Source organism: Ruegeria marisrubri, assembly GCF_001507595.1.
Classification (GTDB): Bacteria; Pseudomonadota; Alphaproteobacteria; order Rhodobacterales; family Rhodobacteraceae; genus Ruegeria; species Ruegeria marisrubri.
The window spans coordinates 1-14,702 of record NZ_LQBQ01000010.1; the positions used below are offsets into that span (position 1 = coordinate 1).

The window sequence follows — 14,702 nt, forward strand, 5'->3', positions numbered from 1 at the left end:
GATCCGGGCCCCGCCGCCCGCGGCCACCACCTGAGGCGCGGCGCCGCCCCGGGTCCAGTGCCGCCGCTTGCCGGCGCGGGCGCGGGTGGCGCGGGCCTCTTGCGAAATGGCGTCGCCGTTGCGGTCGGACGTGGCCTCTTGCCCGGCATAGCGCGCCAGCGCCCAGGCCGCGCCCAGCGTGTCGGCGATGCCCATCTGCACGCTCAGCCCCATGTCGGCGCAGTCGGTCTCGATCACCTCCAGCAGCGCCTCTTCCCCGCCGAACAGGTGGGCGCAGCCCGACAGATCGACGATCAGGCCATCGGGGGCCTCTTCGGCCACCCAGGGGCTGAACTTGCCCGCCCAGCGGCGCAGCGCGGTCAGAAAAGCGGCCTCGGCCGGGGCGTTGCGGGGGCGGGTGACAAGGGCCGCGCACATGGCATGGGCATCGCGCACCGGCTGGCCCACGCGCAGACCGGCGGCCTGCGCCTCGGCATTCAGCGAGGTGATGACCTGCATGTTCGACTGTTCGGCCACCACCGCCAGCGGGCCGGACTGCAGGCCGCGGGCGGCACGGATCAGCCGTTCGGCCCCCAGACGGGGGAACCACAGCGAGAGTATTCGGCGTTTGGGCATCGGGCAGACATCAGGATGTTCTCATTTCGTTCTAAATGAGAATCGCTGCCTGAGTCGAGTCCGCCCTTATCCGCAGGTCAGCCGCTGGATGGTCCCGGCACCGTCGACATACACGTTCAGACGGTCGACCCGGTAATCCTGCGTGGCGATGTCGTCGGGCCCGAGGACGCGCGTATTTTCCGGCAGCTCCGCCTGAATCGTGGACACCGGCTGTCCGACCGAATCCGCAAAGGGCTCGCCCTTGCAGAAGGCAAGATCGACCGGGGCGGGTTCGGGCTCCAGCGGGGCGGGCTCGGGCGGGTCGGGTTCCGCGCAGGCGGCCAGAAGGATCAGGATCGGGATGAGGCGGTGCATTGGCGCTCCTCTTTTCGGCAATGTCGTTTCTGAAATATCAAATGCTTGCAGAAGCTGCCATGAAAGCGCAGTTGAAAACACCCTGCAATTGACGCAGGGTCGTGCGAAATTGACAGGGAGACATAGCAACATGCGTACTCGTGCCGCCGTTGCCCTTCAGGCGGGCAAGCCCTTGGAAGTGATGGAGGTGAACCTCGAAGGCCCCAAGGCCGGCGAGGTTCTGGTCGAGATCAAGGCCACCGGCATCTGCCACACCGACGAATTCACCCTTTCGGGCGCCGACCCCGAAGGCCTGTTCCCGGCCATTCTGGGCCATGAGGGCGCCGGCGTGGTGGTCGAGGTCGGCCCCGGCGTGACCAGCCTGAAGCCCGGCGATCACGTGATCCCGCTCTACACCCCCGAATGCCGCGAGTGCGAATACTGCCTGCATCCCAAGACCAACCTGTGCCAGGCGATCCGCGAGACGCAGGGCAAGGGTCTGATGCCTGACGGCACCTCGCGGTTTTCGACGCTGGATGGCGATCCGATCCTGCATTACATGGGCTGCTCGACCTTCTCGAACCATACGGTCCTGCCGGAAATCGCGCTGGCCAAGGTGCGCGAGGACGCGCCGTTCGACAAGATCTGCTATATCGGCTGCGGCGTGACCACCGGCATCGGTGCCGTGATCAACACCGCCAAGGTGGAAATCGGCAGCCGCGCCATCGTGTTCGGCCTGGGCGGGATCGGCCTGAACGTGATCCAGGGCCTGCGTCTGGCCGGGGCCGATCAGATCGTCGGCGTTGACCTGAACCCCGCCAAGCGCGAGATGGCCGAGAAGTTCGGCATGACCGATTTCGTCAACCCGTCCGAGGTCGAGGGCGATCTGGTGCCCTATCTGGTGAACCTGACCAAGGGCGGCGCGGATTACACCTTTGACGCCACCGGCAACGTGCAGGTGATGCGCGCGGCGCTGGAATCGGCGCACAAGGGCTGGGGTGAGTCGATCATCATCGGCGTGGCGCCTGCCGGGGCCGAGATCTCGACCCGTCCGTTCCAGCTGGTCACCGGCCGGTCGTGGCGCGGCACCGCCTTTGGCGGCGCGCGTGGCCGCACGGACGTGCCCAAGATCGTCGACTGGTACATGGAAGGGAAGATCGAGATCGACCCGATGATCACCCACACCATGGGTCTGGACGACATCAACACCGGCTTTGACCTGATGCACAAGGGCGAAAGCATCCGGTCGGTGGTGATTTACTGAAACAACGTTGCCAATCGGAGGGGCGGGCATTTGCCTGCCCCTTCCAAAATGATCTCCGCTCGCAAAAACGCGGGACGATCAGGCCCCGTACCGCGCCATGAACATGTCCACCGCGCTTTGGGCCACCTCGTCGATCTCGGCCTGGGTGAAACTGTCCTGAATCCCGAAGACCGCACGGGTCCACAGGCGGGTCTTGCACAGTTCCGAGAATTGCTCGGCCGCCAGCGGGATGTCCTCGATCACCAGCTCCCCGGCCGCGACCGCCTTTTCCAGATAGGCGCAGAGCTGCCGCTGGCCGTTTTCAGGCCCCGCCGCGTAAAAGGCGCGGCCCAGCTCGGGGAAACGGTCACGCTCGGCCACGCAGATGCGGAACACCTGCTGCGCGAATTTCGAGGTCAGAAAACCCACCAGCTGCGTCGCCGCGATGGTCAGCACCTCGCGCGCGGGCCGGGTCTCGTCGATCATCGACAGGATGCGTTCGGACATCAGGCGGCACTCGGTCTGGGCCACCTCCATGAACAACAGCCGCTTGTCGGGGAAATAGCTGTAGAGCGTCGCCTTGGAGACCCCCGCCGCGCGGGCGATGTCATCGACGCTGGCGCCTTCGAACCCGTCGGCCATGAAAACGTCGCGTGCGCCACGCAAGACCTGGTCGAATTTCCGACCCTTGCGGAGGATGGTGCCGGTCTGGTTCATGCCGTCCCCTGAGACATTCGGTTAAACAAATTTATAAACCGTTCGGTTCAGTTTCAACGATTCGCCCAAGTGGTTGCATGATCTGGGACAAACAGTATTTTAGAACCATTCTAACTATTGGGGCATGGAATGCGCTTTTTCGCACAACGCAGACATTTTCGTGATCTGTCCGAGCAGGAGATCATCGCACTGGCCATTTCCTCGGAAGAGGACGACGCCCGCATCTACCGGTCATATGCCGAGATGCTGCGGCCGGACTATCCGGCCTCGGCCAAGGTGTTCGACGGGATGGCCGCCGAAGAGGACGAGCATCGCCGGCGCCTGATCGAGCTGCACGAACAGCGTTTCGGCCAGGTGATTCCGCTGATCCGGCGTGAACACGTTGCCGGGTTTTATGCGCGGCGGCCGATCTGGCTGGTCGAGAACCTCGGCATCGAGCGCATCCGCGAAGAGGCCGAGTTGATGGAGCGAGACGCCGAGCGGTTCTATCTGGCCGCCGCGGGGCGCACGAGTGATGCGGCCACCCGCAAGCTGCTGGGCGATCTTGCCGCGGCCGAGGCCGGGCATCAGGCCACCGCCAGCGAGCTGGAGCAGACCCATCTGGGCCTCGACGAGAAAGAGGCGGAAAAGGCCATTTCCCACCGCCAGTTCATCCTGACCTGGGTGCAGCCCGGGCTGGCGGGACTGATGGACGGGTCGGTATCGACGCTGGCGCCGATCTTTGCCACCGCCTTTGCCACCCATGACCCTTGGACCACCTTCTTGGTGGGGCTTGCGGCCTCGGTCGGGGCGGGGATTTCCATGGGCTTCACCGAGGCCGCCTCGGACGATGGCGAGCTGTCGGGCCGGGGCTCGCCGGTCAAGCGCGGACTGGCCTCGGGCGTCATGACCACGGTCGGCGGGCTGGGGCATGCCCTGCCTTACCTGATCCCCGAGTTCTGGACCGCCACGATCATCGCTTTCATCGTGGTGTTCATCGAGCTTTGGGCGATCGCGTGGATCCAGAACCGGTATATGGAGACCCCGTTCTTCCGGGCGACCTTCCAGGTGGTTCTGGGCGGGGCGATGGTGCTGGCCGCGGGCATCCTGATCGGGAGTGGGTGAGACTCGCTCCTTGCGGATCGGTCAAACCATGTTACCAATTCCGCCATGGTCGATATCTTTCTCAGGACTCTGCCCTTCTTTGCGATCATCGGCCTTGGCTACTGGGCCGGCCGCAGCCGCTTTTTCAGCGAAGAGGCGACGGCCTATCTGACCAAGTTCGTGTTCTACTTCGCCCTGTCGGCGATGCTGTTCAGGTTTTCGGCCACGCTGCCCTTTGCCGAGATCTTCAACGGCAGGCTGGTCGTCGGCTATCTGATCGGCACTGTCGGGGTCTATGCGCTGGCGACGCTGGTGGCCTGGCTGCGCGGCCTCGACGTGCCCACCGCCGCGGTCGAGGCGCAATGCGCTGCGATCGGCAACGTGGGCTTTCTGGGGCTGCCGATGCTGGCGATGCTGTTTTCCGAGGCCGCCATCGGGCCTGTCATGCTGGTGCTGACGGTCGATCTGGTGGTGTTCTCGTCGCTCATCGTCATCCTGATCAACGGGGGGCGCGACGGCAAGCTGACGGTGGGCACGTTGCGGCTCATCGGTCTCGGATTGGTCAAAAATCCCATGATCGTGTCGATTTCCGCCGGAATGCTCTGGTCGGCGCTGCAGATTCCGGTGCCGTCGCCGATGAATGATTTCCTGACCATCCTGGGCGGCGCGGCCACGCCCGGCGCGCTGTTCGCCATCGGCGCCTCGCTGGCCAGCAAATCGGCCGAGCGGGTTCGGGTCGCCGCCTGGCTGAGCTTCTGCAAGCTGGCGATCCATCCGGCGCTGGTCGCCATCGCCCTGCTGTGGCTGGTGCCGATCGCGCCCTTCCCCGCCGCCGTGGCGATTTCCGCCGCCGCCCTGCCGGTGGCCGGGAATGTCTACATGCTGGCGGCGCATTACGGCATCGCGCCGCATCGGGCCTCGGCGGCGATCCTGCTGTCCACCGCCGCCAGCATCCTGACCGTGCCGCTGGTGATTGCCTGGGTCGGCTCTCTGTGACCGGTTTCGGCTGAAAAAGCGCCTCTGTCGCAGGCTGGCGCACTTTACGCCGCGTCCTTGTGGGTTTAGCCATGGCGCCAGTTGCAACGCAAGGACTCAGCCCAGATGGAAACCCTTTCCGAGAACACCTGTTTCGGCGGCGTTCAAGGCGTCTATCGCCACGCCTCCTCCGCCTGCCAGTGCGACATGACCTTTGGCCTTTTCCTGCCCGCCGAGGCCAAGGACGGCCCCGTGCCGGTGCTGTGGTATCTGTCGGGCCTGACCTGCACCCATGAAAACGCCATGACCAAGGCCGGCGCGCAGGGCTGGGCCGCGGAACAGGGGATCGCGCTGGTCTTTCCCGACACCTCGCCGCGCGGCGAAGGGGTGGCCGATCACGAGGATTATGACCTGGGCCAGGGCGCCGGGTTCTACGTGAACGCCACGCAGGCCCCGTGGGCGCCGCATTTCAACATGTGGGACTATGTGGCCGAGGAACTGCCCGCGCTGCTGGTCGAGCGCTTCGCCATCGACGGCGACCGCCAGGCCATCACCGGACATTCCATGGGCGGCCACGGCGCGCTGACGCTGGCGATGAACCTGCCGGGCCGGTTTCGGTCGGTCTCGGCCTTTGCGCCGATCTCGAACCCGACCGCCAGCGACTGGGGCCGCAAGCAGCTGAGCGCCTATCTGGGCGATGACGAGGCCGCCTGGGCGAAACACGACGCCTCGCTGCTGATGAAGGAGAAAGGCTTTGACGGCCCGATCCTGATCGACACCGGCACCAACGACCAGTTCATCGACCTGCTGCGCCCCGAGGCGCTGGCCCATGCCACCGCCGAGCGCCGCCAGCAGGCCACGAACCGCCTGCAGCCGGGTTATGACCACTCTTACTTTTTCGTTTCGACCTTCATGGAAGACCACGTCACCTTCCACGCCGAAGCGCTGTATGGGGACTGAGACATGAGCAAATACGACTACGATCTCATCATCATCGGCTCGGGCCCCTCGGGCCGGGCGGCCGCCATTCAGGCCGGCAAGCTGAAGCGCAAGGTGCTGGTGGTTGACCGCCGCGATCGGCTGGGCGGCGTGTCGGTGCACACGGGTACGATCCCGTCCAAGACCCTGCGCGAAACGGTGCTGAACCTGTCGGGCTGGCGCGAGCGCAGCTTTTACGGCCTGTCCTATCGGGTCAAGGATCAGATCCGCGCCGAAGACCTGAAGGCCCGGCTGCACATGACGCTGGACTACGAGGTCGACGTTCTGGAACACCAGTTCAACCGGAACCATGTCGAAACCATGGATGGTGTGGCCCGGTTCACCGGCCCGAACGAGATCGAGGTCACGGCCGATGCGGGTGACACCACCCGCCTGACGGCTGCGAAGTTCCTGATCGCCACCGGCACCAAGACCTATCGCCCCGATTACGTCCCCTTCAACGGCAGGACCATCGTCGATGGGGACGAGTTCCTGGAAATGGCCGAGATCCCGCGCTCGCTCTGCGTGATCGGCGCGGGCGTGATCGGGGTGGAATATGCTACGATGTTCTCGGCGCTCGACGTGCGGGTCACGCTGATCGAGCCGCGCGAGACCTTCCTGGATTTCATCGACAAGACACTGATCCAGGAGTTTACCCATCAGATCCGTGAAAACGGTGTGGATCTGCGTCTGGGTTCGGCGGTGGAAAAGATCGAGGATGCAGGCCAGCATGTCGAGGTTACCATGGCCAACGGTCGACATGTGCGGGCCGAGATGCTGCTGTTCGCAGCCGGCCGCATGGGCAATACCTCGTCGCTGAACCTGGAAGCGGTCGGGATCGAAACAGACCACCGCAACCGGATCTCGGTGGATCGCAAAACCTATCAGACCTCGGTGCCGCATATCTACGCCACCGGCGACGTGATCGGGCATCCCTCGCTGGCCTCAACCGCGTTGCAGCAAGGCCGGGTCGCGGCCTGCCACGCGCTGGAGACGCCGACCCTGCCGGAAAGCCCGTGGTTCCCCTATGGCATCTACTCGGTGCCCGAGATCTCGACCTGCGGCATGTCCGAGGAAGAGCTGCAGGAGCGTGGCATCCCCTATGAAGTGGGCGTGGCCCGGTTCCGCGAAACCTCGCGCGGGCATATCATGGGGCTGGAGCATGGCATGCTGAAGATGCTGTTCTCGCTGAAAACCCGGCGGGTGCTGGGCGTGCAGATCGTCGGCGAAGGCGCGACCGAGCTGATCCACATCGCACAGGCGGTGCTGAACCTGAAGGGCACGGTGGATTACTTCGTGCAGAACACCTTCAACTATCCGACCCTGGCCGAGGCCTACAAGATCGCGGGGCTGGACGCCTTCAACCGGATGCCGATCCCGGAAGAGTTCAAGGTGCGCAAGAAGCCGGACGAAGCCGAGGCCAAACCCGCGCCTGCAGCGAAGAAGGTGGCGGAGAAACCAGCGGCGAAAGAGGCCAGCAAGGCGTGACGGTTCTGTATGTCGATGCCGACGCCTGCCCCGTCAAGGCCGAGGCCGAGCGGGTGGCGACGCGGCATCGGCTGCGGATGGTTCTGGTGTCGAATGGCGGGCTGCGGCCGTCGGCCAACCCGCTGGTCGAAGTGGTGACCGTGGCCGAGGGGCCGGACGAGGCCGACAAGTGGATCGCGGAACGCTGCGGCAAGGGCGACGTGGTGATCACCTCGGACATTCCGCTGGCCGCCAAATGCGTCGAGGTGGGCGCGCGCGTTCTGCGCCCCAATGGCGAGCGGTTCACGCCGGCCAATATCGGGCAGCAACTGGCGATGCGCGACCTGATGGCCGATCTGCGCGCGGCCAACCCGCTGGGCGCGGGCGGTGGGGGCAAGGCGTTTTCCAAGGCCGACCGCTCGCGGTTTCTGGACGCGCTGGAGCGTGAAATCAGGGCGGCGTTGCGCGACTGATCCGCAGGCGGAGCCCCTCCCGCCCGTCGGCGCCGCATCAGGGATGCGACGCCCACGGTTGGGCCGGGCACCGCACGGGGCAGGCCCCGCGCGGTGCGGTCGGCGCAGGCAGGCCAAGGTTCCGGCTTGAATATCGGCGCAAGGCTTGGTTCAGTCGGGCCGAACGCTCTGTCGCCCGAACCGGATTCCGCCCATGCCCGTCAACGCCGTCATCTTCGACATCGGAAACGTCCTGATCGAGTGGCAGCCCGAACGCTATTATGACCGCGTGATCGGCGAAGAGCGCCGCCGCGCCATGTTTGCCGAGGTCGATCTGCACGGCATGAACGACCAAGTCGATCAGGGCGGCCATTTCACCGACACGATCTACGCATGGGCCGAAAAATACCCGCAATGGCGCGACGAGATCCGCATGTGGCATGACCGCTGGATCGAGTTGGCCTCGCCCGAGATCCCGCACTCGGTCCGGTTGTTGCGGGCGCTGCGGGCCAAGGGTGTTCCGGTTTTCGCGCTGACCAATTTCGGGGTGCAGAATTTCGACCATACCTGCACGGTCTACCCGTTTCTCAACGAGTTCGACCGGCAGTATGTCTCTGGCCGGATGCGGGCGGTCAAGCCGCACCCGCCGATCTATGAGATGGTCGAGGTCGATTGCGGCCTGCCGCCGGAGACGCTCTTGTTCGCCGACGACCGCATGGACAATATCGAAACCGCCCGCGCCCGGGGCTGGCAGACGCATCACTTCAGACACCCGCAGGGCTGGGCCGACCGTCTGGTTGCCGAGGGCCTGCTGACCGAAAGAGAGGCCGCATGAGCATCCTGCAAATTCCCTTTGCCGAAGGCGAAGCCAACCTGGACTGGCTGGAACTGGCCGGGGCGCTGGTTGACGGCCATGACCTGCCCAAGGCTGAGATCGGAGACACGTTCCTCTATCGCGACCCCGACACGCTGCTGTCGCGCGCAGCCTGGATCGACGGGCTGGGCATGGCGGTCAAGACGGCCACTATCTTTCCGCGCAATCCCGACAGGGGCGATCCGCTGATCAACGGGTCGGTCTGCCTGTATGATGACCTGAACGGGGCGCTGTCGGCGCTGGTCGATTTCCACCTGGTCACCAAGTGGAAGACCGCGGGCGACAGCCTGCTGGGGGCGCTGCGGCTGGCCAACCCGGACAGCCGGGAGATTTTGATCGTCGGCGCGGGCACCGTGGGCGCGTCCCTGTGCGAGGCTTTCCGGGCCGGTTATCCGCAGGCCAAGATCAGGATGTGGAACCGCACGCTGTCCAAGGCCGAGGAACTGGCCGCGACCCTGACCGACGTGGACGTCGCGCCGGATCTGGCCGAGGCGGTGAACCGGGCCGACATCATCGTGACGGCCACCATGTCCACCGAGCCGGTGATCAAGGGCGAGTGGCTGCGCCCGGGGCAGCACCTGAACCTGATCGGCGCCTACAGGCCGGACATGCGCGAGGCGGATGACGAGGCGCTGCGGCGGTCCCGCATCTTCGTGGACAGTTTCGACACCACCGTCGATCATATCGGCGAGATCAAGACGCCGCTGGCCGAGGGCGTGATCCAGCGGTCGGACCTGCTGGCCGATTTCTACGACCTCGGGGCCTTTTCATATCAGCCGGACGGCATCTCGCTGTTCAAGAATGGCGGTGGCGCGCACCTGGACCTGATGACCAGTCGCTACATCCTGGACAAGTGGCGCGGCTGATCAGGCGGGCACGGGCTCGGCGGCCCGGTTCTCGCGGATCGGCAGGTGCACGATGGCGCTGAAGGCGCCGACGCCCACGCCGACCCACCAGACCATCGTGTAGTCGCCATAGAGGTCATACATCCGCCCGCCCAGCCAGACGCCGAGGAAGCCGCCGATCTGGTGGCTGAGGAACACGATGCCGTAAAGCGTGCCCATGTAGCGCAGCCCGTAGAGATGCGCCACCAGCCCCGAGGTCAGCGGCACCGTGGCAAGCCAGAGCGAGCCCATGACCACGGAAAAGACGATCACCGAGGTCGGCGTGATCGGCAACAGGATGAAGGCGGCGGCCGCGACGGTGCGTGCGGTGTAGATGCCCGCCAGCAGGTATTTCTTGGGGAAGTGATTGCCGGCCCAGCCTGCGGCCAGCGTGCCGCCGATATTGGCCAGCCCGACCAGCGAAATGGCCACCGCGCCAAGGGCCGATGTCGTGGTGATGCCCATCGAATGCAGCACGCCGCCCGGCTGGATCGGGCCGCACATCTCGGTCACGAAGGCCGGGAAATGCGCCGTGATGAAGGCCAGCTGGTAACCGCAACTGAAAAAGCCCAGGAAGATCATCGTGTAGGACGGGTCGCGAAAGGCCTTTTTCAGGATATGGCCCATGCTTTCCTCCAGCTCCTGCCGGCTGGCGGGAGCCGGGGCGCGCATGAAGGGCAGGGTCAGAACCAGCATCAGGATCACGGCGGCAAAGACCAGGAACACCTGCTGCCAGGGCATGAAGCCCAGAAGCCACTCGGCCGTCGGCGCACCGATCACCTGGCCGAAGCTGCCGGCGGCGGTGACGATCGCCAGCGACATCGAGCGGTTCCTGTCGGACGAGGCACGCCCGACCACGGCCAGAATGACACCGAAACCGGTGCCGGCGATGCCGAAACCCACCAGCCAGGCGTAGAGCTGATGTTCCAGCGGTGTCGCGGACCAGGCCGTAAGAACCATGCCGGCGGCATAGGTCAGCGCCCCCAGCACGACGGCGCGGCGGTCGCCGATCTTTTCGGCGATGGCCCCGAAGATCGGCTGCCCGATGCCCCAGGCAAGGTTCTGGATCGCGATGGCCATCGAGAACTCGCTGCGCAGCCAGCCGAATTCCTCGGCGATCGGAATCTGGAACACCCCGAAGGATGCGCGCACGGCGAAGCTGACGGTGATGATGATGCAGCCGACGATCAGAACGGGCGTGAGCAAGCGGGCCGATGGGGCCATTGAAAAACTCCGGGCTTCAGGGTGGCGCCGACCCTAGACATTCCTCGCAACACGTCAATTCAGGAGTTTTGAGCGCACGGATAAGGAAAATTGATGCGACGCCGCCTCTTGCCTGCTTTCCAAGGGTTCGGTGGGGCGCTATGGCTCGGGCATGACTGACGTGATTTCCCTCTATGCCGCGCGGGTTGCCGACGGCACCCTGATCGCCGATCCGGTGCAGGAGGCGGTTCTGCCCGAGTTCGAGCGAATCCGTGCCGCGCTGGCGGCGCCGGTCAAGCGCGGTCTGTTCCGCAGGAAGGCGCCGCCGCCGCCCAAGGGTCTGTACCTGTGGGGCGGGGTTGGCCGCGGCAAGTCGATGCTGATGGACCTGTTCGTGGAGACCCTTGGCGACGTGCCGGTGCGCCGGGTGCATTTCCACGCCTTCATGCAGGAAATTCACGCCAAGATGCACGAGGCCCGCAAGAAGGGGATCGAGGATACCCTGGCCCCGGTGGCGTCCGAGGTCGTCAAGTCGGTCAAGGTGCTGGCCTTTGACGAGATGCAGATCACCGACATCACCGACGCGATGATCGTCGGCCGCCTGTTCGAGTTTCTGTTCGAGGCCGGCGTCGTGGTGGTCACCACCTCGAACCGGGTTCCGGACGATCTGTACGAGAACGGGCTGAACCGGCAGCTGTTCCTGCCCTTCATCAAGCTCATCAAGGATCGGCTGGTGGTGTGGGAGATGGCCTCGCCCACCGACTACCGGCAGAACCGGCTGGAAGGAGAGCAGGTCTATTTCACGCCGATCGGCCCCGAGGCGCGCGAGAAGATCCGCGCGGTGTGGCGCGATCTGTCGGGCGGGCCGGCCGAGCCGCTGGTGCTGCACGTCAAGGGGCGCGAGGTCGTGCTGCCCGCCTTTCGCAATGGCGTGGCGCGGGCGTCGTTCTATGATCTGTGCGGCCGGATGCTGGGGCCGGGGGACTATCTGGCCATCGCCGACGAGGTGAAGGTGCTGGTGCTCGAGGACATCCCGCGCCTGTCGCGCAACAATTTCAACGAGGCCAAGCGGTTCGTGACGCTGATCGACGCGCTCTACGAGGCGAAGGTGCGTCTGATCTGCTCGGCGGCGGCGGAGCCCGAGATGCTTTACGTCGAGGGCGAGGGTATTTTCGAGTTCGAGCGCACCGCATCGCGTCTGCGGGAAATGCAGGCGGAGGATTGGGGGAAATAGGGGGCTCTGCCCCCGCCGCGCTGCGCGCGACTCCCCCGGGATATTTTCAGCCAGATGAAGGATTGGTCCACAACTTCATCTGGCCCGAAATATCCCGGAGCGCGAGGCAGAGCCTCGCATGAACCGGTTGACACCTGCGCGATCAGCTGTGGATCGGGCCGTCGCCGCAGGCCAGTGCGGCCTCGCGCACGGCCTCGGAATAGGTCGGATGCGCGTGGCAGGTCAAAGCCAGATCCTCGGCCGAGGCACCGAACTCCATCGCCACGCAGACCTCGTGGATCAGGTCGCCCGCACCGGGGCCGATGATGTGGCAGCCCAGGATGCGATCGGTCTCCTTGTCGGCCAGGATCTTGACGAACCCGTCGGCGGCAAAGTTCGCCTTGGCGCGGCCATTGCCCATGAAGCTGAACTTGCCCACCTTGTAGGCGCGGCCCTGCTCCTTGAGCGTGGCCTCGGTCTCGCCGACATTGGCGACCTCGGGCCAGGTGTAGATCACGCCCGGAATGACGCCATAATTCACATGGCCATGCTTGCCCGCGACCACTTCGGCGGCGGCCATGCCCTCATCCTCGGCCTTGTGGGCCAGCATCGGTCCTTCGATCACGTCGCCGATGGCGTAGATGCCTGGCACGTTGGTCTGCCAGTCCTTGCCGACCTTGATCTGGCCGCGCGGCGTCAGCTCGACGCCCAGAGCCTCCAGCCCCAGCCCGTCGTAAAACGGCTTGCGCCCGGTGGCCACCAGAACGGTGTCGGCCTCGATCACATGTTCGCTGTCATCCTTGCGCAGCTTGTAGGTCACCTTGGCCTTGGTCTTGGTGGCCTCGGTCTTTTGCACCGCGGCACCCATTACGAAGTTCAGGCCCTGCTTCTTGAGGATGCGCTGGAAGGTCTTCTGCACCTCGGGGTCCATGCCCGGGGTGATGACGTCCAGGTATTCGATCACCGTCACCTCGGCGCCCAGGCGCTGATAGACCGAGCCCAGTTCCAGCCCGATCACGCCGGCGCCGATCACCACCAGCTTTTTCGGGATCTTGTTCAGCGACAGCGCCCCGGTCGAGGTCACCACCACCTTCTCGTCCACCTCGACGCCGGGCAGCGAGGCCGCCTCGGACCCGGTGGCGATGATGATGTTCCTGGCCTCGTGCACCTCGTCACCGACCTTGACCTTGCCGGCCGCGGGGATCGAGCCCCAACCCTTGAGCCAGTCGATCTTGTTCTTCTTGAACAGGAACTCGATCCCCTTGGTGTTGGTCTCGATGGTTTCTTCCTTGTAGGCCTGCATCTGTTTCCAGTCGACCGAGGGGCTTTTGCCCTTGAGGCCCATCCTGGCAAAGTTGTGCTCGGCCTCGTGCAGCTGATGGCTGGCATGCAGCAGCGCCTTCGAGGGGATGCAGCCCACGTTCAGACAGGTGCCGCCCAGCGTCTCGCGCCCTTCGACGACGGCGGTTTTCAGGCCCAGCTGCGCGCAGCGGATGGCGCAGACATAGCCGCCGGGGCCGGCGCCGATTACGATGACGTCATAGTTAGCCATTTTGTTCTCCCAAATCCGCGGAGTGTTTTTTGAACGGCGACCCAAAAGGCGGGCCGCCGGTGTTTCGGCCTAGACCGGTGTCAGCAGTTTGACCTGAATATGGGCCACGCCGCCGCGTTCGTGATGCATGGCCAGTTCCTCGGAATCGAAGAAGGCCCGGGCCTTGTCCAGGTCGGCCACCGCGAACAGCGCCACTGCGTGATCGGCCTGATCGGGGTCGCGCCAGACATGCAGATCGACGATTCCGGCCGCCTTGCGCATCGGCTTGTCCTCGCGGAACACCTTCAGCCACGCGTCGAAATCGGCGACATCCGCCTGCCATAAAACATGGGTAGCCATACGATCACAGATCCATCAGCAGGCGGCGCGGATCTTCCAGCGCCTCTTTCACGCGCACCAGGAAGGTGACCGCGCCCTTGCCGTCGACGATCCGGTGGTCATAGGACAGCGCCAGGTACATCATCGGGCGGATCTTGATCTCGCCGTTAATGACCATCGGGCGTTCCTGGATCTTGTGCATGCCCAGAATGCCCGACTGCGGGGGGTTCAGGATCGGCGAGGACATCAGCGAGCCATAGACGCCACCGTTGGAGATGGTGAAGGTGCCGCCCTGCATCTCGGCCATCGACAGCTTGCCTTCGCGGGCGCGCTTGCCTTTCTCGGCGATGGCCTTTTCGATCTCGGCGAACGACATCCGGTCGGCGTCGCGGATCACCGGAACCACCAGGCCCTGCGGGGTGCCGGCGGCCACGCCCATGTGGACGTAGTTCTTGTAGACGATGTCATTGCCGTCGATCTCGGCATTGACCTCGGGCACCTCCTTCAGCGCGTGGCAGCAGGCCTTGGTGAAGAACGACATGAAGCCCAGGCGCACGCCGTGCTTCTTCTCGAACTGGTCCTTGTACTGGTTGCGGATGGCCATCACCTCGGTCATGTCCACCTCGTTGTAGGTGGTCAGGATCGCGGCGGTGTTCTGCGCATCCTTCAGGCGCTTGGCGATGGTCTGGCGCAGGCGCGTCATGCGCACGCGTTCCTCGCGGACGGCATCCTCGGCGGCCACGGGCGCGCGCGGGGCCGCAGCCGGCGCCGGGGCTGCCGGGGCGGGGGCCGCAG

General features: G+C 65.1%; 16 protein-coding genes. 9 read left to right on the forward strand and 7 right to left on the reverse strand.

Annotated features, from left to right (window positions below):
- Nucleotides 1–615: Y-family DNA polymerase (locus AVO45_RS06970; protein ID WP_169795997.1), on the reverse strand; the 615-nt coding region annotated here is incomplete at its 3' end.
- A gap of 66 nt (nt 616–681) precedes the next feature.
- Nucleotides 682–969: an I78 family peptidase inhibitor gene (locus AVO45_RS06975; protein WP_068345343.1), complete on the reverse strand. Its 288-nt coding sequence runs from the start codon at nt 967–969 to the stop codon at nt 682–684.
- Between the two features lie 130 nt (nt 970–1,099).
- Between AVO45_RS06975 and AVO45_RS06980 the strand changes: the two genes are divergently transcribed.
- Nucleotides 1,100–2,212, forward strand: a complete 1,113-nt coding sequence (locus AVO45_RS06980) for an S-(hydroxymethyl)glutathione dehydrogenase/class III alcohol dehydrogenase (RefSeq protein ID WP_068345345.1) — start codon at nt 1,100–1,102, stop codon at nt 2,210–2,212.
- 78 nt (nt 2,213–2,290) lie between these two features.
- Here AVO45_RS06980 and AVO45_RS06985 read toward each other — a convergent pair whose 3' ends face one another.
- Entirely contained in the window at nt 2,291–2,908 is a 618-nt protein-coding gene (locus AVO45_RS06985; RefSeq protein ID WP_068345347.1) for a TetR/AcrR family transcriptional regulator, read from the reverse strand.
- A 129-nt stretch (nt 2,909–3,037) separates the two neighbouring features.
- Here AVO45_RS06985 and mbfA point away from each other — a divergent pair, with 129 nt between their 5' ends.
- The 7 genes from mbfA to AVO45_RS07020 all read left to right on the forward strand — a co-directional run bounded on the left by mbfA (nt 3,038) and on the right by AVO45_RS07020 (nt 9,603).
- On the forward strand, nt 3,038–4,012 hold the full coding sequence (gene mbfA, locus AVO45_RS06990) for an iron exporter MbfA (protein WP_068345349.1): 975 nt from the start codon (nt 3,038–3,040) through the stop codon (nt 4,010–4,012).
- Between the two features lie 45 nt (nt 4,013–4,057).
- Nucleotides 4,058–4,987, forward strand: a complete 930-nt coding sequence (locus tag AVO45_RS06995; RefSeq protein WP_068345351.1) for an AEC family transporter — start codon at nt 4,058–4,060, stop codon at nt 4,985–4,987.
- Between the two features lie 105 nt (nt 4,988–5,092).
- Nucleotides 5,093–5,926 (forward strand): S-formylglutathione hydrolase, encoded by an 834-nt coding sequence (gene fghA, locus AVO45_RS07000; protein WP_068345352.1) that lies wholly within the window; start codon nt 5,093–5,095, stop codon nt 5,924–5,926.
- Between the two features lie 3 nt (nt 5,927–5,929).
- Complete coding sequence (sthA, locus tag AVO45_RS07005; protein WP_068345353.1) at nt 5,930–7,432, forward strand: Si-specific NAD(P)(+) transhydrogenase; 1,503 nt, start codon at nt 5,930–5,932, stop codon at nt 7,430–7,432.
- Nucleotides 7,429–7,884 carry a YaiI/YqxD family protein gene (locus AVO45_RS07010; RefSeq protein ID WP_068345354.1) on the forward strand — a complete coding sequence of 152 codons (456 nt, stop codon included), beginning with the start codon at nt 7,429–7,431 and terminating at the stop codon, nt 7,882–7,884. Before sthA ends, AVO45_RS07010 begins: the two co-directional genes overlap by 4 nt.
- A gap of 193 nt (nt 7,885–8,077) precedes the next feature.
- Nucleotides 8,078–8,698 (forward strand): HAD family hydrolase, encoded by a 621-nt coding sequence (locus AVO45_RS07015; protein WP_068345360.1) that lies wholly within the window; start codon nt 8,078–8,080, stop codon nt 8,696–8,698.
- On the forward strand, nt 8,695–9,603 hold the full coding sequence (locus AVO45_RS07020; protein WP_068345361.1) for an ornithine cyclodeaminase family protein: 909 nt from the start codon (nt 8,695–8,697) through the stop codon (nt 9,601–9,603). The genes AVO45_RS07015 and AVO45_RS07020 overlap by 4 nt, the downstream gene beginning before the upstream one ends.
- On the opposite strand, the gene AVO45_RS07025 is transcribed toward AVO45_RS07020, so the two are convergent.
- The gene (locus AVO45_RS07025; protein ID WP_068345363.1) at nt 9,604–10,845 is read right to left on the reverse strand and encodes an MFS transporter; all 1,242 of its coding nucleotides are present in this window, start codon (nt 10,843–10,845) and stop codon (nt 9,604–9,606) included.
- Nucleotides 10,846–10,996: 151 nt separating this feature from the next.
- Between AVO45_RS07025 and zapE the strand changes: the two genes are divergently transcribed.
- Complete coding sequence (gene zapE / locus AVO45_RS07030) at nt 10,997–12,058, forward strand: cell division protein ZapE (protein ID WP_068345365.1); 1,062 nt, start codon at nt 10,997–10,999, stop codon at nt 12,056–12,058.
- A gap of 142 nt (nt 12,059–12,200) precedes the next feature.
- Here the strand turns inward: zapE and lpdA are convergent, their stop codons facing one another.
- The 3 genes from lpdA to odhB form a co-directional block, all read right to left on the reverse strand.
- Nucleotides 12,201–13,589: a dihydrolipoyl dehydrogenase gene (lpdA, locus tag AVO45_RS07035; protein ID WP_068345366.1), complete on the reverse strand. Its 1,389-nt coding sequence runs from the start codon at nt 13,587–13,589 to the stop codon at nt 12,201–12,203.
- Nucleotides 13,590–13,658: 69 nt separating this feature from the next.
- A complete protein-coding gene (locus tag AVO45_RS07040) occupies nt 13,659–13,928 on the reverse strand; it encodes a hypothetical protein (protein WP_068345368.1) in 270 nt (89 codons plus the stop codon).
- 4 nt (nt 13,929–13,932) lie between these two features.
- On the reverse strand, nt 13,933–14,702 hold a 770-nt coding region (gene odhB / locus AVO45_RS07045; RefSeq protein ID WP_082688708.1), incomplete at its 5' end, for a 2-oxoglutarate dehydrogenase complex dihydrolipoyllysine-residue succinyltransferase.

What these genes read in the sequence shown, in the direction of transcription:
- AVO45_RS07025 (WP_068345363.1), bottom strand. Translation starts at nt 10,845, where the DNA reads ATGGCCCCATCGGCCCGCTTGCTCACGCCCGTTCTGATCGTCGGCTGC.
- AVO45_RS07020 (WP_068345361.1), top strand. Translation starts at nt 8,695, where the DNA reads ATGAGCATCCTGCAAATTCCCTTTGCCGAAGGCGAAGCCAACCTGGAC.
- mbfA (WP_068345349.1), top strand. Translation starts at nt 3,038, where the DNA reads ATGCGCTTTTTCGCACAACGCAGACATTTTCGTGATCTGTCCGAGCAG.
- sthA (WP_068345353.1), top strand. Translation starts at nt 5,930, where the DNA reads ATGAGCAAATACGACTACGATCTCATCATCATCGGCTCGGGCCCCTCG.
- lpdA (WP_068345366.1), bottom strand. Translation starts at nt 13,589, where the DNA reads ATGGCTAACTATGACGTCATCGTAATCGGCGCCGGCCCCGGCGGCTAT.
- AVO45_RS07040 (WP_068345368.1), bottom strand. Translation starts at nt 13,928, where the DNA reads ATGGCTACCCATGTTTTATGGCAGGCGGATGTCGCCGATTTCGACGCG.
- fghA (WP_068345352.1), top strand. Translation starts at nt 5,093, where the DNA reads ATGGAAACCCTTTCCGAGAACACCTGTTTCGGCGGCGTTCAAGGCGTC.
- AVO45_RS06980 (WP_068345345.1), top strand. Translation starts at nt 1,100, where the DNA reads ATGCGTACTCGTGCCGCCGTTGCCCTTCAGGCGGGCAAGCCCTTGGAA.
- AVO45_RS07015 (WP_068345360.1), top strand. Translation starts at nt 8,078, where the DNA reads ATGCCCGTCAACGCCGTCATCTTCGACATCGGAAACGTCCTGATCGAG.
- AVO45_RS06995 (WP_068345351.1), top strand. Translation starts at nt 4,058, where the DNA reads ATGGTCGATATCTTTCTCAGGACTCTGCCCTTCTTTGCGATCATCGGC.
- AVO45_RS06975 (WP_068345343.1), bottom strand. Translation starts at nt 969, where the DNA reads ATGCACCGCCTCATCCCGATCCTGATCCTTCTGGCCGCCTGCGCGGAA.
- AVO45_RS06985 (WP_068345347.1), bottom strand. Translation starts at nt 2,908, where the DNA reads ATGAACCAGACCGGCACCATCCTCCGCAAGGGTCGGAAATTCGACCAG.
- zapE (WP_068345365.1), top strand. Translation starts at nt 10,997, where the DNA reads ATGACTGACGTGATTTCCCTCTATGCCGCGCGGGTTGCCGACGGCACC.